The 17,286-nt window shown below is 46.2% G+C and carries 17 protein-coding genes; 3 read left to right on the top strand and 14 right to left on the bottom strand.

Going from position 1 to position 17,286, the window contains the following annotated elements; all coding sequences use genetic code 11:
• Position 1: 1 nt before the first annotated feature.
• From ftsA to mraZ, 12 genes are read right to left on the bottom strand one after another with little or no spacing between them, the layout of a single operon-like run.
• The gene (gene ftsA, locus PO830_RS04830; protein WP_272852398.1) at positions 2 to 1,330 is read right to left on the bottom strand and encodes a cell division protein FtsA; all 1,329 of its coding nucleotides are present in this window, start codon (positions 1,328 to 1,330) and stop codon (positions 2 to 4) included.
• Positions 1,331 to 1,332: 2 nt separating this feature from the next.
• Positions 1,333 to 2,052: a cell division protein FtsQ/DivIB gene (locus PO830_RS04825; protein ID WP_272852397.1), complete on the bottom strand. Its 720-nt coding sequence runs from the start codon at positions 2,050 to 2,052 to the stop codon at positions 1,333 to 1,335.
• Positions 2,049 to 3,398 (bottom strand): UDP-N-acetylmuramate--L-alanine ligase, encoded by a 1,350-nt coding sequence (murC, locus tag PO830_RS04820; RefSeq protein ID WP_272852396.1) that lies wholly within the window; start codon positions 3,396 to 3,398, stop codon positions 2,049 to 2,051. Before murC ends, PO830_RS04825 begins: the two co-directional genes overlap by 4 nt.
• Positions 3,395 to 4,489, bottom strand: coding sequence for an undecaprenyldiphospho-muramoylpentapeptide beta-N-acetylglucosaminyltransferase (gene murG, locus PO830_RS04815; RefSeq protein ID WP_272852395.1), 1,095 nt, complete (start codon positions 4,487 to 4,489; stop codon positions 3,395 to 3,397). Before murG ends, murC begins: the two co-directional genes overlap by 4 nt.
• Positions 4,476 to 5,672 (bottom strand): FtsW/RodA/SpoVE family cell cycle protein, encoded by a 1,197-nt coding sequence (locus PO830_RS04810; RefSeq protein WP_272852503.1) that lies wholly within the window; start codon positions 5,670 to 5,672, stop codon positions 4,476 to 4,478. The genes murG and PO830_RS04810 overlap by 14 nt, the downstream gene beginning before the upstream one ends.
• A 9-nt stretch (positions 5,673 to 5,681) precedes the next feature.
• Positions 5,682 to 7,016, bottom strand: a complete 1,335-nt coding sequence (gene murD / locus PO830_RS04805) for a UDP-N-acetylmuramoyl-L-alanine--D-glutamate ligase (RefSeq protein ID WP_272852394.1) — start codon at positions 7,014 to 7,016, stop codon at positions 5,682 to 5,684.
• Positions 7,017 to 8,249, bottom strand: coding sequence for a phospho-N-acetylmuramoyl-pentapeptide-transferase (mraY, locus tag PO830_RS04800; RefSeq protein ID WP_272852393.1), 1,233 nt, complete (start codon positions 8,247 to 8,249; stop codon positions 7,017 to 7,019).
• 1 nt (position 8,250) lies between these two features.
• Positions 8,251 to 9,717 (bottom strand): UDP-N-acetylmuramoyl-L-alanyl-D-glutamate--2,6-diaminopimelate ligase, encoded by a 1,467-nt coding sequence (locus PO830_RS04795; protein WP_272852392.1) that lies wholly within the window; start codon positions 9,715 to 9,717, stop codon positions 8,251 to 8,253.
• The gene (locus tag PO830_RS04790; RefSeq protein ID WP_272852391.1) at positions 9,714 to 11,711 is read right to left on the bottom strand and encodes a penicillin-binding protein; all 1,998 of its coding nucleotides are present in this window, start codon (positions 11,709 to 11,711) and stop codon (positions 9,714 to 9,716) included. Before PO830_RS04790 ends, PO830_RS04795 begins: the two co-directional genes overlap by 4 nt.
• 4 nt (positions 11,712 to 11,715) lie before the next feature.
• Entirely contained in the window at positions 11,716 to 12,036 is a 321-nt protein-coding gene (locus tag PO830_RS04785) for an FtsL-like putative cell division protein (protein WP_272852390.1), read from the bottom strand.
• The gene (gene rsmH / locus PO830_RS04780; protein ID WP_272852502.1) at positions 12,037 to 12,933 is read right to left on the bottom strand and encodes a 16S rRNA (cytosine(1402)-N(4))-methyltransferase RsmH; all 897 of its coding nucleotides are present in this window, start codon (positions 12,931 to 12,933) and stop codon (positions 12,037 to 12,039) included.
• Positions 12,920 to 13,390, bottom strand: coding sequence for a division/cell wall cluster transcriptional repressor MraZ (gene mraZ / locus PO830_RS04775; protein ID WP_272852389.1), 471 nt, complete (start codon positions 13,388 to 13,390; stop codon positions 12,920 to 12,922). Before mraZ ends, rsmH begins: the two co-directional genes overlap by 14 nt.
• 271 nt (positions 13,391 to 13,661) lie before the next feature.
• Between mraZ and PO830_RS04770 the strand changes: the two genes are divergently transcribed.
• Together PO830_RS04770 and yihA are read left to right on the top strand one after the other, a co-directional pair.
• Positions 13,662 to 14,426, top strand: a complete 765-nt coding sequence (locus PO830_RS04770; protein WP_272852388.1) for an alpha/beta fold hydrolase — start codon at positions 13,662 to 13,664, stop codon at positions 14,424 to 14,426.
• Between the two features lie 9 nt (positions 14,427 to 14,435).
• Positions 14,436 to 15,038 carry a ribosome biogenesis GTP-binding protein YihA/YsxC gene (gene yihA / locus PO830_RS04765; RefSeq protein WP_272852387.1) on the top strand — a complete coding sequence of 201 codons (603 nt, stop codon included), beginning with the start codon at positions 14,436 to 14,438 and terminating at the stop codon, positions 15,036 to 15,038.
• Here yihA and gldC read toward each other — a convergent pair.
• Entirely contained in the window at positions 15,035 to 15,367 is a 333-nt protein-coding gene (gene gldC, locus PO830_RS04760) for a gliding motility protein GldC (protein WP_272852386.1), read from the bottom strand. The genes yihA and gldC overlap by 4 nt on opposite strands.
• 1 nt (position 15,368) lies before the next feature.
• The gene (gldB, locus tag PO830_RS04755; protein WP_442870048.1) at positions 15,369 to 16,349 is read right to left on the bottom strand and encodes a gliding motility lipoprotein GldB; all 981 of its coding nucleotides are present in this window, start codon (positions 16,347 to 16,349) and stop codon (positions 15,369 to 15,371) included.
• An 89-nt stretch (positions 16,350 to 16,438) separates the two neighbouring features.
• On the opposite strand from gldB, the gene nadE reads away from it, so the two are divergent.
• Complete coding sequence (gene nadE / locus PO830_RS04750) at positions 16,439 to 17,227, top strand: NAD(+) synthase (RefSeq protein WP_272852384.1); 789 nt, start codon at positions 16,439 to 16,441, stop codon at positions 17,225 to 17,227.
• The last annotated feature ends 59 nt before the right edge of the window (positions 17,228 to 17,286 follow it).

The following is a 17,286-nucleotide window of genomic DNA, read 5'->3' as shown; positions in this document are numbered from 1 at the left end:
TTTATTCTGCGTTGTCCAAAAACTCCTTGAACTTTTCCGCCCATTTATCAAAAAATCGCTTGCGTTCCTTCGGCGGCGCTTCAGTGGGTTCTTCTTCGGTTTCTTCCAACGTAGTTTCCGTGCTCGCTGATTCCTCCGCGACCATAGTATATTTGGTTTCCGATTTGGTTTGATTCCGAAGACTATTTAGTACCAATCCTACTGCCGTTGCGTACATCGGACTCGTGGTTTCGCTATCGCTGTCGCCCGCAAGATGCTCATTGGGATAGCCTACGCGGGTATCCATTCCCGTGATGTACTCCACCAATTGTTTTAAATGCTTCAACTGGGAGCCGCCTCCCGTAAGGACAATCCCTGCGATCAACTTTTTCTTCTGCTCTTCATGCCCGTAGTTCTTGATCTCCAAATACACCTGTTCAATGATCTCTACCACTCGGGCATGGATGATCTTTGATAAGTTTTTCAGGGTTATTTCTTTAGGTTCTCTGCCTCGTAATCCGGGAATGGAAACAATCTCGTTGTCTTTGTTCTCTCCCGGCCAGGCCGAACCAAACTTTATCTTCAATAGTTCTGCTTGTTTCTCAATAATGCTACACCCTTCTTTGATGTCTTCCGTGATCACATTGCCTCCAAAAGGAATAACCGCCGTATGCCGAATGATCCCGTCTTTGAAAATAGCCAGATCGGTGGTTCCGCCCCCAATATCAATCAACGCCACACCGGCCTCCTTTTCTTCCTGACTTAACACGGCGTGCGCCGAAGCCAGCGGTTCGAGGGTAATTCCGGAGAGTTCTAAACCCGAACTTTTCACGCAGCGACCAATATTTCGAATGGAAGACACCTGCCCCACAACCACGTGAAAATTGGCTTCGAGTCGGCCTCCGTACATTCCGATGGGTTCCTTGATTTCAGCCTGACCGTCCACTTTAAAATCTTGCGGTAGCACATGAATAATTTCTTCCCCAGGAAGCATCACCAATTTGTGTACCTGGTTGCACAAGCGGTCTATATCATCGCCATCAATCACCTCGTCGCTATTGGTTCGTGTGATATAGTCGCTGTGCTGCAAACTGCGAATATGCTGTCCTGCAATGCCTACCACCACTTCTGAAATTTCCATCCCCGAAGAGGTTTCAGCCTCCTGTACGGCTTGCTGAATTGACTGAATGGTTTGCGTGATATTGTTCACCACACCACGATGGACGCCCAGACTCTTGGATTTTCCAATGCCCAGAATTTCCATCTTACCGTATTCATTGCGCTTCCCTATCATGGCAACGATTTTAGTCGTTCCAATATCCAATCCTACTGCAATCTTGTCCTGTTCCATGATTATTCTTTTTTTGTGGCTACCACTTGATTTCCAAATTCTAGATGAATGTCTCTATAGCCGTGTAATACCTTCTTCTCTTTTGCTTTTTTATAAAAGGCTTTTAAGTTCTGAAACTTCTGCGCTCGCTCAGAGGCTTTTCCGAAGTAGACAATCCCGTCGTACTCCCGAAGTCGCAGCTTTATATGTCCCTTTTTGGCGACCTCCACTCCTACCACACTGCTCTTCAAAAATGGATCGTTTTCAATATCCAACAGCACCGCCGTCAGTTGCTCCAGATGCTCTTTTGCTGGTCCCGTGATCAACGGTACTCTGGCAGCATACACCGGGGAGAGCGGCATGATCGCCCCATCAGCATCCAGATAGACCTGCGGAGATCCGGCAATTCTACCAATCGGATTGCGTTGTGTGATCTGCACACCTACCCCTCCTTCGACATCCATAAAGACCTGCGCCCCTCTAATCATAGGGTGTTCCGACAAGCGGGACTCCATCTCTTTCAAAACTACCTTTTCTTTGGTGATGCCCGTAAGGCTGTCGTAATTTTGTATTAACAATTTATTAACGGCAGAACGCGTGATAAACGGCTCATTTTCATCCATAAACTCAATCGTAGGCCCTGTTAAATAACGTGCTGAATTCCGTTTTTGTGTAAAGCCGAACAATCCACCTATCAGAAGGATTGCGGTCACTACCAAAATGACGTGTTGATATCGTTTCATGCAATGCGTTTTTTAATGACATTTTTCACTTCAGCGCCAATATCTCCGGCCCCTACGATAAGCTGTACACGACAGCTAGAATAGCTCATCTGGTCTGCCATCGCTTGCTTCGTGATCAATCCCTTCTTTTCTGAAGAAATAAGCGCTAACAATCGCTCTGAAGAGACTCCGGCGATAGGCGCTTCTCTGGCAGGGTAGATAGGCAATAACAATACTTCATCAAACTGGGATAAGCTTTGGGCGAATTCGGCCTCAAAATCTCGGGTGCGGGAGAACAAATGAGGCTGAAATACAATCAATTTCTGATCTTCCGGAAACATCTCTGCCACCGCCTGAAAAAGCGCATTGAGTTCTGTAGGGTGATGCGCATAATCATCTATCACCACGAGATCTTCCCGCTTGATACGGTATGAAAATCTGCGTTGTACCCCTTGAAAACTAGCTAAAGCCTTGGGCAGCTGCTGGGTTGGGGAACCCGCTAACAACGCCATACCCAAGGCTGTAATTGCATTCTGTAGGTTGTGGTGTCCGGGGAGCGAAAACCGCAAGTCCCGAAAATGCGTTTGTGGTGTTTTCAAATCAAAAACATACACACCGTCTTCTATGCGAACATTCCTTGCTTCATAATCGGCTGACGCATCGATTGCTACGGTGTGTCCGCCAAGAGGAACTTCCACAGGATGTAACAATTGTTTTTTATCTGAAACCAAGTTTGAAAATTCATGAAAAGCCGATTCGATCTCTGCGCTTTCTCCGTAGATATCCAGATGATCTGCATCCATCGAAGTCACGCAAGCGATATTAGGATGAAGTTGTAAGAAGGATCGGTCGAATTCATCGGCTTCTACCACCGTGATCTCGCTTCCTTTGTGTATAAAATTAGAATCGTAGTTTTCAGCAATTCCTCCTAAAAAAGCGGTAACCGGCATATCACAGGCGGCCAACAAATGACCCAAAATGGCCGAAGTGGTGGTCTTCCCGTGCGTGCCGGCTACTGCCAAACATAAAGTGTGCTGTGTCACCTTTCCCAACAAAGCAGCCCGCTTCATCATCGCAACGCCGGCTTGCTGAAAATAGGTAAGTATGTTGTTCGAAGTTGGAATGGCTGGGGTATATACCACCAGCGTATCTGACGTATTCTCAATAGCCGCTGGAAGTTCAGAAACACGGTCTTCAAAGGTTATCTGTATTCCTTCTCGTTGCAGTGCATCCGTGAGTTCAGTGGCTGTTTTATCGTAGCCAAATACATCTTTGCCCTGCAACTTCATATAGCGCGCCAAGGCACTCATTCCGATTCCGCCAATGCCCACAAAGTAAACGGTTTGTATGTTTTGGAGTGCCTTCATTCTTTCGGCAGTAGTTTTACGATTTCGTCTACGATATGTTGCGTAGCTTCTGGCTTGGCCAGGCTTTTTATATTGCGTCCCAAGGCTTGGCTTCTCCCTTCAGTGTTGATCAGTTCCAACAGTTGGTGCTTAAAATTGGCGTGCGCCTCAGCTTCCGGAAGTACAATCGCAGCATCTTTGGAAGCTAGCGCTTCCGCGTTTTTTGTTTGATGGTCTTCCGCAACGTTGGGAGAGGGAATAAAAATGACCGGTTTTCCTACCAGGCACAGTTCGGAAACAGATAAGGCTCCCGCTCTCGAAATGATAATATCGGCGGCCGCGTACGCCAAGTCCATTCGATTTAAAAAAGCATGCACCTGCACTCCGTGTCTGCCCTTGTTTCCATAGGTCTCTTCATACAATTTGCCACATTGCCACACTAGCTGTAATCCCTGCTCTTTGAATACTTCGAGGTGCGCATCTATCAATTCATTGATCTTTTTAGCGCCTAGACTTCCGCCCAGAACTAAGACTGTCTTTTTGGTGCTATCGAGTCCAAAAAACGACAGTGCTTCGGTTCGTTTATTGGCTACGGAAAGCAAGTCCTTGCGCACCGGGTTTCCAGTGAGCACAACCTTTTCCGAAGGGAAGAAGCGATGCATCCCATCATAGGCTACACAAATTGTTTGCACGTTCTTGCTAAGCCATTTGTTGGTCACACCCGCATATCCATTTTGTTCTTGAATGAGACTGGGAATTCCATTCCCGGAAGCGACTTTTAACAAGGGAGCACTGGCATATCCGCCCGTTCCAATCGCCACATCGGGTTTGAATTTTTTGAGGATTCGTTTCGACTTTAATAAGCTCGCGATAAGCTTAAATGGAAACAGTAGGTTCCTGGCACTGAGCTTTCGCTGAATTCCAGAAATCCATAGACCCTCAATCGGGTATCCCGCCTGCGGCACTTTTTCCATCTCCATACGGTCTTGAGCTCCCACGAATTGAATATCCGATTCAGGAAAACGCGCTTTTAGCGCATCCGCAATGGCGATCGCCGGATATATATGTCCGCCGGTACCACCTCCTGATATGATGAATCTATAGGGTCTCACTTAAAATATCTAAGGGGTTTTCTATGGTTTCTGTTTCTTCTTCGATCACCGCTTGGCGCTTCGCACTGACGCTCAGCACCATTCCCAGGGCCAAACACGTCATCCAAATGGAGGTTCCTCCACTGCTAATCAACGGGAGCGTCTGACCGGTAACCGGAAAAAATTCTACGGCCACCGCCATATTGATCAAGGCCTGAAAGACAATAGGCAAACCGACGCCTATGACCAGCAGTTTTCCGAAGATGGAATCGGATTTATGTGCCACGATCACTAGTCGGAATAACAAGAGTAAATACAGCGCCATTAAAAAATACGCGCCAATCATTCCAAATTCTTCTACGATCACCGCGTAGATAAAATCGGATGACGACTGGGGTAAAAAGTTCTTCTGAACGCTCTTTCCGGGCCCTAGTCCGGTAATTCCACCAGAAGCGATGGCGATCTTGGCTTGCTTGATCTGGTAATCTGCTTCGGTATCTTCTCCATCGGCAAAGTTTTCCACACGATTGATCCAGGTATCTACCCGGTTGGGAAAAACACCGGGAAAGGCTTTCGCGGTAAGGACAAATAGGGTGAGCAAGATCAAGCCTGCACCGAGAACGATTCCGAGGTATTTTAAAGGATACCCGCCAATAAAAACCAGCATGACGACCATACAAAAGATGATGGCCGTGGTTGAAAAGTTCGCCGGAAGGATCAACGCCAATACTACAAATACGGGCAGCCAGAGCGGCAATAAGGTTTCTTTAAAGGAAACCTGCTTGTCTTTAATACGAGATAAGTAACGCGCTACATAGGTCAATAATACTACCGCGGCCAGTGTAGACGTTTGAAAAGTGACGCCAACGAAGGGCACCCGAATCCACCGACTCGCATTGGCGCCCTCTATGGTCGCTCCCTGCGATAATGTCACTAACAATAACACCACCACCACGGGCAGCACCAAAATGGAAAGTCCTTTGAAATAGTGAAACGGTATTTTATGTACTCCGTACATAATGGCAAACCCCAACAGAAGATGCGCAGCGTGTTTTAACAAATAGGGCAAGGTGCTTCCATCGCCATAGAGATAGGCCAAATTGCTACTGGCACTGTAGACGGGCAAAAAGGAAAACACTGCCAATAGCGCTGCTACCGCCCAGATGGCGCGATCTCCTTTTAGATTTTTGAACACTCCTTGCATCATTTCACTTTATAGGTGTCGTACTGCTTCTTTGAACTGCCGACCGCGGTCTTCGTAATTTTTAAATAGATCAAAACTGGCGCAGGCCGGACTCAACAGTACCGTCTCCCCACGCTCTGCCAATCGATAGGCGACTTGTACCGCCTCATGCATCGAATCGGTCTCAACCATCATATCGACCACATTTGAAAACTGCCGAATAATCTTTTCATTATCTACCCCAAGACAGATAATGGCTTTTACTTTTTCATTGACCAAGGGAAGCAGCGACGTGTAATCGTTGCCTTTATCAACTCCTCCTACAATCCATACGGTAGCGGTTTCCATACTGTCTAAGGCATAGAACGTAGCATTCACATTGGTGGCTTTGCTATCGTTTACATACATTACGTTGTTGATCTTCAACACTTTTTCCAAACGGTGTTCAACCCCTTGAAAATTGGATAGCGATTCGCGTATGGTGGCCTTCCTTATTTTGAGAAGGGTGGCCACGGTAGCTGCCGCCATAGCGTTTTTAGTATTGTGCTGCCCTTGTAATCCGAGTGCGTTAATTGGCATGATATGTTGTTTTTGTTGTAAGGTTATTATTAGTTGATCGTTTTCTATATAGGCGCCTTGTTCCAGCGGTTTTGACACCGAAAAAGGCAACAGTTGAGAGCGAATGGAATGGTGTTCTAGGGCTTCGGAAATAACCGCATCATCGGCATCGTAGATAAAATAATCTTCTGGCCCCTGATTCATCGCGATCCGGAACTTTGCGGCGATGTACTTGCTGAAGTCGTGATCATACCGATCTAAGTGATCGGGTGTGATGTTCGTGAGCACGGCAATATGCGGTCGAAATTCCACAATACCGTCTAATTGAAAACTGCTCAATTCCAGCACATAGTGCGGAGTGTCCTTCACGGCAATCAAGCCCGCAAAACTTGTCCCTACGTTTCCGCCCAAGGCGACGTCTAATCCGCCGTCTTTTAGCAACTGATGCGTTAGGGTGGCCGTGGTGGTTTTACCATTACTTCCTGTAATTCCCACCAACACCGCTTCCGTAAACTTCGCAGCAAATTCAATTTCAGAAATCACCAAAATGTTCGCTTCCAGCAACTTCTGAACAATAGGAGCCGTATCTGGAATTCCCGGGCTTTTCATCACCAGGTCTGCGGAAAGCACCTTGGCTTCCGTATGCCCATTTTCTTCCCATTCAATCTCAAGATGTGTCAGAACGTCTTTGTTTGTCTCCTTAATTTTTCCGAAGTCGGAAACAAATACTTCGTACTTTTTCTGCTTTCCCAATAGCGCGGTTCCCATTCCGCTTTCACCGGCCCCCAACACCACCAATCGTTTCATTTAGCGAATCTTTAGGGTTACAATGGTGAGGATGGCCAGAAAAATTCCGACGATCCAAAAGCGGGTAACGATCTTACTTTCGTGAAACCCGCGTACCTGATAATGATGGTGCAAGGGCGACATCCGAAAAATTCTTCGGCCTTCTCCAAATTTCTTCTTGGTATACTTGAACCAACTCACCTGAAGCACGACGGATAGGTTTTCCACAAAGAAGATTCCGCAAAGCAAGGGTATTAATAATTCCTTCCGCGTAGCGATAGCTATTACCGCGATGATTCCGCCAATGGTTAAACTACCGGTATCCCCCATAAAAACTTGTGCGGGATACGCATTGTACCACAAGAATCCTATTAAAGCTCCCACGAAGGCCGTGATAAAAATGGTCATCTCGCCGGTGTTAGGCAGATACATGATATTGAGATAATCGGAAAACACCACGTTACCCGACACCCAGGCAAACAGCGCCAGGGTAATCGCAATAATGGCCGAGGAGCCGGCTGCGAGTCCGTCGATCCCATCGGTAAGATTCGCACCATTTGACACTGCAGTGATAATAAAAATCACGATAGGGATAAACAACAACCAGATATAGTCTTTATAGTTTTCACCCGCCCACTCAATTAACGTTTCGTAATTAAATTCGTTTTGCTTGACAAAAGGGATGGTAGTGAGCAAGGATTTTTCTTCGGGATAGAACTCGCGAGGAGAATTTTGAGTGATCTCTTCGGTTTCATACACTGGATTGATCTTTTCTCGTTTGATGGTTACGTCTGGGTGAAAATACATTACGGCACCTACAAACAGTCCTAATCCTACTTGCCCGATCACCTTAAATTTTCCCGGCAAGCCAGCTTTGTCATTTTTAAACTTTTTTAGGTAGTCATCAATAAATCCGATCGTTCCCATCCAAAGGGTGGTTACAATCAACATGATGACGTAAATATTCTCGAGCTTTGCAAACAACAGCACTGGAACGAGGGTTGCCAGAATGATAATGATACCTCCCATGGTGGGCGTACCCGCTTTTTCACTCTGACCTTCGAGTCCGAGATCCCGAATGGTCTCCCCCATTTGTTTGCGCTGCAAGAACCCAATGATCCGCTTTCCGAAGATGGTGGCGATGATCAATGAAAGGATCACAGCCATAGCGGCGCGAAAGGTGATGAATTGAAACAAGCCAGCCCCGGGGACATTGTACAGCGAATCTAATTTTTCGAACAAGTAGTAGAGCATCTTATTTATGTAATTCGGTTAGTAGCTTCTGAAGCGTTTCAAAATCATCAAAATGAGTGCGTTCTCCATTGATCTCCTGATAGGTTTCGTGTCCTTTTCCGGCCACCAAAATGATGTCATTTGCTTTTGCTAACTGACAAGCCGTCTTTATGGCTTGCTCACGCTGGGTGATAGACAAGGTCTTTTTATAGTGTTCGGCGGGAACACCGACTTCTATTTCCTGTATGATTTTATCTGGATCTTCGGTGCGCGGATTATCACTCGTAAAAATCACCTGATTGCTCAACATCGCCGCGATCTTTCCCATTTTAGGACGTTTGGTGGCGTCGCGATCGCCCCCGCATCCCACGACGGTGATCAACGATTCATTACCCGTACGAATGTCATTGATGGTTTGCAATACGTTCTTCAACGCATCCGGTGTATGCGCATAATCCACGATACCGGTGATGCTGTCTCTTTCCGAAACCAAATACTGAAACCGTCCTGCCACACTTTCCAATGCGCTTACATAGGGTAAAACCTCCATGGGTTCGAGTCCGAGTTGAATAGCCACTCCATAAATCGCAACGAGGTTGTAGGCATTAAAACTACCAATGAGTTTCACCCAGACTTCCTGCCCATTGATCTTGAGCAATAGACCATCGAATTGATTTTCCAGGATCTGTCCTTTGAAGTCCGCCTGAGTTTTTAGGGCATAGCTCAACTTGGTCGCCTTGGTATTCTGTAGCATCACGCTTCCGTTCTTGTCATCGCTATTGACGAGCGCAAAGGCGTCTTTTGGCAATTCGTCGAAGAATTTTTTCTTCACATCTCGGTATTCTTTAAAATCTTTGTGATAATCGAGATGATCGTGAGAAAGGTTCGTAAACACCCCTCCCTTAAAACGCAGCCCTTCGGTTCGCTTTTGGTGAATTCCGTGTGAGCTCACTTCCATAAAACAGTAGGCAACCCCGGCATCGGCCATCATACGCAGGTATTTGTTGATGGTTAGTGAATCGGGCGTGGTATGGGTCGCCTTAAAATCGTTCGATCCTACCTTAATGGTTACGGTAGAAAGGAGGCCGCAGGCAAAACCGGCATTCGTAAACAATTGATACAAGAGGGTAGCGATGGTGGTCTTCCCATTAGTTCCGGTAACGCCTATGAGTTCAATTTCTTCGGAAGGATTCTCATAAAAATTAGCGGCCATGCGTGCCAAGGCAGCTTGTGTATCTTCTACTTTCACATAGGTGATTCCGTTCACACGTTCTTTCGGGAGCGCTTCTGCCACAATAGCGATGGCCCCCTTATCAATGGCTTGTTTTATGAAATTGTGTCCATCGGAAACCGTTCCGCGTATGGCCACAAAAACATCGTCGAGTCCTAATTTTCGCGAATCAAATTGAATATCGCGAATCGCGGTATGGGTGGTACCCACCACTTCTTCTAGAGCCACTTTATAGAGTATGTCTTTTAACTGAATCACGATAATGTTAATATAATTTCTTGACCTTCAATGACAGGGCTACCCGCTTTCACCGATTGATCTATTACTTTTCCGCTTCCGTTGAAACGCACCTGGAATCCAATATTTTCTAAGAGGGAAACGGCGTCCATTCCGGCCATTCCCAAAACATCCGGAACTTTTGAATAACGGGCTTGGGCTTTGGCATAATAGGATTCAAATTTCTTTTGTAGCTGGGCATCCAACTCAATATTTTCAACCGCGTCTAATTGCGGGGCATCGGTATAAATCTTTTGGGCGATGCGCTTGAATACCGGCCCAGTTACATCGGCCCCGTAATACCCTTTTTTGGTACTAGGCTTGTGAATGACGACGATGCAGGAATACTTGGGATCTTCTGCAGGGAAATATCCCGCGAAAGAAGAAATATAACGGCGATCCGCTTCCCAGTCGGCCATCCAGTACTCGGTTCGTGCCGTTCCTGTTTTACCCGCCATACTGAAGTTGGGCGAATAGAGCGAGGTTCCGGTGCCGCGTCTTACAACATTCTTTAAAATATCCTTGATCTCTAGCAGGGTTTCTTCGGAACAGATCTTGTCTATCAACACCTCAGTTTCAAAGGTCTCTACCTCATCATTCCAGGCGCGAATTTCTTTGATGAATCGCGGCTTTACCATGGTGCCATTATTGGCGATCGCATTGTAAAAGGCCAAGGTTTGAAGCGGCGTTAACCGAAGGTTATACCCATAGGCCATCGACGGCAACGCGTTGCGGCTCCACAGTTCATGACCCGGTTCTGGGATAACAGGTTTTCCTTCTCCCTTGATGGTAATACCTATAGGCTCATTGAGGCGCCAGGCTTTCAAGCGATCTGTAAATTTCGTAGGATTCTCGGCGTAGTGATCATCTACGATAGACGCCAATCCAATATTTGACGAGACTTCCAACGCCTTCGCAGCCGAAATTTTTCCGTAGCCACCTCGTCGGGAATCGTGAATATTCCGACCGTAGAATCGTTTTCGACCGTCTTTTGTATCTACCACGGTTGCGGTGTCGATCACCTTATCCTCCAATGCCGCCATCAACGCCATTACTTTAAATGTAGATCCGGGTTCGTGACTTTCCCCCACCGCATAATTGAGCTTTTCGTAATAGGTTCCAGCAGAAGTTCTGCCCAAATTGGAAACCGCTTTGATCGCTCCGGTCTTCACCTCCATGACGATCACGCTACCGTGTTCCGCCTCGTAGTATTCCATTTGTCGCAGCAAAGCGTGATGCGCAATATCTTGGATGTTTACATTAATTGTAGAGATCACATCGAATCCGTCTTGCGGCTCAATTTGATTTTCATCCGTCACCGGTTTCCATTGTCCTTTGGCTATTTTTTGCTTGAGGCGACGTCCTTTTTTACCGCTCAAATACGCATCGAAGGCCCCTTCAAAGCCCACCTCATAAACACCCGGTTGATTGCGCTGTTGATTCCCTACCAACCGCTCGGCAACCTTGCCCATAGGATGCTCCCGAACCACACTTTGTCGCACGATGATTCCACCTTTGTAGGGCCCTTTATTAAAAAGCGGAAACCCTTTGATCTTCACGTAGTCGGAATATCCAAGATTCTTTGCCACTAGGAGATAGCGATTCTTGTTGGCTCGAGCTTTTCGGAAGAGGTTTTGATAATAGGAAGAAGGACGCCCCAGCAGTTCACTCAATGCGTTGGAAAGCGGAACCAGTTGTTCTTTAAAATCTTCAGAAGCCACCGTTACCGCGTCAAAACGGATCTCGTATTTGGGGACCGAGGTCGCAAGCAAGCTTCCATCATCTGCGTAAATATTTCCTCGGTTCGCAGGAATGGTAAAATTTTTGACGGTGCTTTTCTCTGCCAGATCACGATACTTTTCCCCTTCACTCACTTGAATGTTGAGCAACTTAACACCTACGGCAATCGCGAAGATGAACATACATCCGGCGATAACGTAGAGGCGGTTGAGTATGTTTTTCTCTGCAATAGCCACCGCGTTACTTTTTATCGGTTACAATTCTTATTTTCTGCGGCGGTGTTTCCGAAGGCTGTAATCCGCGACCTTTCATCGCCGCAATTACTTTGCTTTCCATTTTGGATTGCATCACCTTCATACGAACATCCACATATTCACTTTTCAACTCTTTCACTTCATTGCTCAGTTGAGCGATCTCATGTACCTTTTTATCTGCCGTATGCGAGCTAGCGATCATTACCAATGCCAACACCGACAAAAAAATGATGAACCTCCAATTTTTGAAAGCATCGTCGCTCACCAAAAACCTACCTTTTAGAATATGATAGAGTTTGTCTTTCATTTATAGCTTTTCTGCCACTCGAAGCTTCGCACTCCGGGCTCGATTATTCGTTTTTATTTCTTCTTCGGAAGGCAATACAAATTTCCCCACCGGCTTAAATGGCACTTCTACTCTTCCGAAGACATCCTTTTCGGGCTGCCCTTCAAACAAACCATCGCGCATATAGCGTTTTACCAATCGGTCTTCAAGCGAGTGATAACTAATCACGCTCAAACGCCCACCGGGCTTTATCACCTCTTGCGTTTGCATTAAGAATTCCTTGAGCGCCTCTAATTCTTGGTTGACCTCAATTCGAATTGCCTGATACACTTGCGCCAGAATCTTGTTCTCCTTATGCGCGGGCAAAAACTTACCAAGTGCTTTTTTTAGGTCGCTACCATTCTCAATCGGCTGGTGATGCCGAGCTTCCACGATAACGCGCGCCATGCCTGCAGCAGCACGCAGTTCTCCGTATTGCGACAAAATCGCACGCAATTGTTTTTCATCGTATTCGTTGAGTACGTGATAGGCAGACAGGCTGCTTTCGGGGTTCATACGCATGTCTAGTGCGCTATCGAAACGCGTAGAAAAGCCCCGCTCGGCCACATCGAACTGATGCGAAGAGACCCCTAGGTCTCCCAAAATACCATCCACTTCCCGATACCCGTGAAACCGTAAGAAGCGCTTGAGAAATCTGAAATTTTCATGGATTAACAAAAATCTCGAGTCGTCGATAGCATTCTCAAGCGCATCTGGATCTTGATCGAACGCCACAAGTCGGCCTTCGTCGCCAAGGTGTTTTAGAATCTCTCGGGAATGGCCGCCACCGCCAAAGGTCACATCCACGTACACGCCATCGGGTCGAATATTGAGACCCTCGACGGTTTCGGTAAGCAGTACCGGATTATGATATTCCATCACCTGCAGTTGCATCGCCCATTACTTCTTCTGCCAAATCCGCAAAGTCATTGGCGGCATCGCTTATGGCTTGTTCGTATTTATCTTTATCCCAAATCTCTACGATATTGATCGCCGTAGACAGGGTGAGTTCTTTTTGAATTCCAGCGAAGGAGGCCAGATCTTTGGGTATGTTAATCCTACCGTTGCTATCCAACTCTACGGTCTTAACACCGGCGGTAAATCTTCTGATGAAATCATTGTTCTTTCGATTGAATCGATTGAGCGTTGTCATCTTTTGCATCAAGGCATTCCACTCGGCCATAGGATATACTTCCAAACAGGGTTGAAACACCGCGCGTTTGATCACAAAGCCTTCTTGCGCTACAGGCGCCAGCTGCTTTTTTAAAGCAGCCGGTACCATGACGCGCCCTTTTACGTCGGCTTTACATTCGTATGTCCCAATGAGGTTGAGCATAAAAGGATTCCCAAATCTTAATTATAGTTTCAAATATAACTAAGATTTACCACTTTTTCCCACATTTTACCACTTTGTTGATAAGTTTTACCACCTGCTCCCATCCTACCGGAAGTGTTCTTTTCGCAGGAATCCGCAGCGCCAATACGAAAGCGTATATGTTCATCGGTTCAAAATGAAGCAGATACCGCAAGGCCTATTTCTATCCTGTTGATAACTCACAGGTTCATATAATTTTGTGTATTTTTGTTTCGATCAATAGCGACTTTGCATGGCAAATAATTTACGCGAGGAAGGAAAATTCAAATACTTAGAATTAGGCGAAGGCACCCCCATCGTCGTCCTTCATGGCCTCATGGGAGGTCTTAGTAATTTTGACGGGGTCTCTACCTATTTCCCGGATCAAGGATATCAAATCCTCATTCCTGAACTCCCTATTTATTCGATGCCAATTTTAAAAACCAACGTGAAGCGCTTCGCCGAATACGTGGCTGAATTCATTGCCCACAAACAATTTGAACAAGTGATCTTACTGGGGAATTCGCTGGGCGGTCATATCGGTTTACTCTGCACCAAGCTGTATCCCGAAAAAATCAAAGCGCTGGTAATTACGGGAAGCTCGGGCTTGTATGAAAGTGCCATGGGGGAAAGCTATCCTAAACGAGGCGACCGCGATTACATTCAGAAAAAAGCGGAAAACGTGTTTTACGATCCGAAAGTGGCCACTCCCGAAATCGTTGATGAAGTGTATGCCACGGTGAATGATCGAAACAAACTCATTAGAACCTTATCCATTGCGAAAAGTGCCATTCGCCACAACATGGCGAAAGACCTACCAAAAATGACCACTCCCACCTGTATCATCTGGGGAAAACAGGACACGGTCACGCCTCCGGAAGTGGCAGTAGAATTCGATAAGCTGTTGCCGGACTCCGATTTATACTGGATCGACAAATGTGGCCATGCAGCAATGATGGAACATCCAGACACCTTCAACACCCTATTACACGCCTGGCTGAAAGAGCGAGCATTTTAAGCAACTACCATGAAGATCAACTCGGCAGAATTCGTAATTAGCAATAGTGATGTTGCCAAGTGCCCCAATACACCCTTACCCGAATACGCATTTATAGGCCGTAGTAATGTGGGGAAATCATCGTTGATCAATATGCTCATGGAGCGTAAAAACCTCGCGAAAACTTCAGGTAAGCCTGGAAAAACCCAGTTGATCAATCACTTTTTGATCAATAAGAATTGGCATTTGGTAGACTTACCGGGTTATGGATATGCAAGGGTGTCGAAAAAAGATAAAAAAACCTTTCAGAAATACATCACCGATTATTTTCTGAAGCGCGAACAACTGGTCATGGGATTCGTACTGGTAGATTGTCGTCACGAACCACAGCCCATCGACCTTGAATTTATGCAGTGGCTGGGCGAACAACAATTACCGTTCGGTATTATTTTTACCAAGGCAGACAAGTTAAAGCCCAATGCCCTAAAGCGAAATATCGCGCATTATCAGGAAGTCCTGTTACAAACCTGGGAAAGTATGCCACCGTATTTTATAACCTCATCGAGCAAAGGCTACGGTCGCGAACAGCTACTCGATTATATTGACGCCGTAAATTCAGATCTGGGGCACTAATCCTTTTTTTTCAAGTCTAACTTTTCAGCAAAATAATCACAGAAATCACGCATGGTAGCTGCCATTTTATCGTCTCCGGTAGCGCGTTCGAACGTATCTGTCATGGCACTAAGGGTTTGGTGAAAGAATACCTTCATTTCATCCAGCGGCATGTCTTTTGTCCATAAATCGATACGCAAGGCTTCTTGTGCCTTATGATCCCAAACCGACAATAACACCGCCTTCGAGTCGGCCTCATTGACACCTCCGTCGGGTGCGGACCACCGCAAAGCTTCGGGAATCTTATTTTCGTCAAGGGCCACTTTTATTTTTATTTCTGAGGTATGCATATCAAGGTTGTTTATTCGGTTTGTATTTGGATTGTCGGAATAAGGTTTCCGGATCGAGTGTCATTAACTGGGCTAAAGGAATATCATTGTTTTCCATATAGGCGCGTACTATTTGCCAACCAATAAACGAGCCAATACGCCCCGGAGATTCATTGTCGATCTCCAGATAGAATTTTGAAAAAGGAGCGTCCACAATGAAGCGCGTAGCCAGTTTAGGGTCGGTGCTGTACAACACTTCTTCTTCAATAAAATACCGCCAAATTTCCTCTTCGTTTTCAATAGCCCATTGCCACTCGGCTTCCGTATAGCCTATCTTTTCGGCATCAGTAGCATCGGGAAGCCACAGATCTTTTAGATACAATTGCTTTCCGAAGTACAACAGCTGTGCTAAAAACGTTCGCTGCCGCGGTGTGGCGACCCATTGTTCTGCATAGACCGACGCCACATCAGGCGCCAGCTGCGACGGCCTTAAATTCTTGCTGATGTAATGTTTCACCCCTTCATAGAACGGATGTTCGGCCCCTAAGTAATTGTCTAGTCCAATCACAAGGACACTATCGGTTGCAATCACCTTATTTCGATAATCTACATCCGAGATGACGGTAACCACATCCGGCACCACAAAGTTGGGCCTATCATATTTAATATGCTGAAAAACAGAGTGCAATTCGCTTTCGATACTCGCTTCGGAAGGAAATACGGTTGCTACCGCTGCTGCCAATTGCTTCGGAAGGGTATCCTGCATACGCTGAAGCCAGAGGCTATCTGGAAACTGTTCCGGAAAGAAAGCGGGATACTTCTGCTTGAGTTTTGGCAATTCTGAAGGCTGTGCCTGGGCGAATTCCTGATCGAGTCGCGACACAGAAAAGGCTACCGGAATAGCTTCTATGGCTTCTTCCCGTTTGCTTTTGGAATTGCAAGAAACCAAAATAATAAGCCCTATAGCTAATAGCATATTTTTCACATCAATCCTTTTTAGCATCTGTTTAACGCAGGAGGTTTTTATAAATTTTGCAATTGCGTTACATTTGTGATGCAAAGGTATAGGAATAACCCAACAAAACCAGTTATATGAAAACCGAAAAAGTGATCGATCACATTGTCAATTGGCTTAAAGACTACATCACTCAAGCGGGACTGGAAGGTTTTGTTGTTGGCGTTAGTGGCGGTATCGACTCGGCTGTAACCTCTTCCCTTTGCGCCAAAACAGGATTGCGCACCCTTTGCGTAGAAATGCCGATCCATCAGGCAGCCAGTCAGGTGACTCGTTCCGAAGAGCACATTGCCCAATTAAAGCGACGTTTTGCCAACGTAAGCGATGTGCGTGTTGACCTTACTCCGGTTTTCGAATCGTTTAAAGGACAACTACCCGAAACCAAGGACGATGCTTTTTTAGATCTTTCTTTGGCGAATTCGCGCGCCCGATTGCGGATGACTACACTCTATTACTTTGCCGGATTACATCGTTATTTGGTCTGCGGAACCGGAAATAAAGTAGAGGATTTTGGCGTTGGATTTTTTACGAAATACGGAGACGGTGGGGTCGATTTGAGTCCCATTGCCGATTTGATGAAAAGTGAAGTGTACGAAATCGGGCGTGCGCTACAAGTACCAGACGCCATTTTAGCCGCAGCTCCTACCGACGGACTCTTTGGAGACAGTCGAACCGACGAAGACCAACTAGGTGCAAGTTACGATGAATTAGAGTGGGCCATGCACATGCAAGACCAAGGCAAGCAATCTGATGATTTCTCAGGGCGCCAAAAGGTCGTATTTGACACCTACTCAAGGCTTAATCGCATCAATCAACACAAAATGAAGCCTATCCCCGTTTGTGAAATCCCCGTAAACCTGAGGTAATACGTTGTTTTAACGAGTTTTCTGTACGTTGAACGAAATTTCCACGGTGCTTCCTACCT

Origin of the sequence: Altibacter sp. HG106 (assembly GCF_028561755.1) — a bacterium.
Classification (GTDB): domain Bacteria; phylum Bacteroidota; class Bacteroidia; order Flavobacteriales; family Flavobacteriaceae; genus DFVG01.
This window is presented reverse-complemented; position numbering and strand designations above follow the sequence as displayed.

Coding starts and splice junctions, on each gene's coding strand:
- ftsA (WP_272852398.1), bottom strand. CDS start 1,330: ATGGAACAGGACAAGATTGCAGTAGGATTGGATATTGGAACGACTAAA.
- PO830_RS04825 (WP_272852397.1), bottom strand. CDS start 2,052: ATGAAACGATATCAACACGTCATTTTGGTAGTGACCGCAATCCTTCTG.
- murC (WP_272852396.1), bottom strand. CDS start 3,398: ATGAAGGCACTCCAAAACATACAAACCGTTTACTTTGTGGGCATTGGC.
- PO830_RS04810 (WP_272852503.1), bottom strand. CDS start 5,672: ATGCAAGGAGTGTTCAAAAATCTAAAAGGAGATCGCGCCATCTGGGCG.
- murD (WP_272852394.1), bottom strand. CDS start 7,016: ATGAAACGATTGGTGGTGTTGGGGGCCGGTGAAAGCGGAATGGGAACC.
- mraY (WP_272852393.1), bottom strand. CDS start 8,249: ATGCTCTACTACTTGTTCGAAAAATTAGATTCGCTGTACAATGTCCCC.
- PO830_RS04785 (WP_272852390.1), bottom strand. CDS start 12,036: ATGAAAGACAAACTCTATCATATTCTAAAAGGTAGGTTTTTGGTGAGC.
- rsmH (WP_272852502.1), bottom strand. CDS start 12,933: ATGGAATATCATAATCCGGTACTGCTTACCGAAACCGTCGAGGGTCTC.
- mraZ (WP_272852389.1), bottom strand. CDS start 13,390: ATGCTCAACCTCATTGGGACATACGAATGTAAAGCCGACGTAAAAGGG.
- PO830_RS04770 (WP_272852388.1), top strand. CDS start 13,662: ATGGCAAATAATTTACGCGAGGAAGGAAAATTCAAATACTTAGAATTA.
- yihA (WP_272852387.1), top strand. CDS start 14,436: ATGAAGATCAACTCGGCAGAATTCGTAATTAGCAATAGTGATGTTGCC.
- gldC (WP_272852386.1), bottom strand. CDS start 15,367: ATGCATACCTCAGAAATAAAAATAAAAGTGGCCCTTGACGAAAATAAG.
- gldB (WP_442870048.1), bottom strand. CDS start 16,349: ATGCTAAAAAGGATTGATGTGAAAAATATGCTATTAGCTATAGGGCTT.
- nadE (WP_272852384.1), top strand. CDS start 16,439: ATGAAAACCGAAAAAGTGATCGATCACATTGTCAATTGGCTTAAAGAC.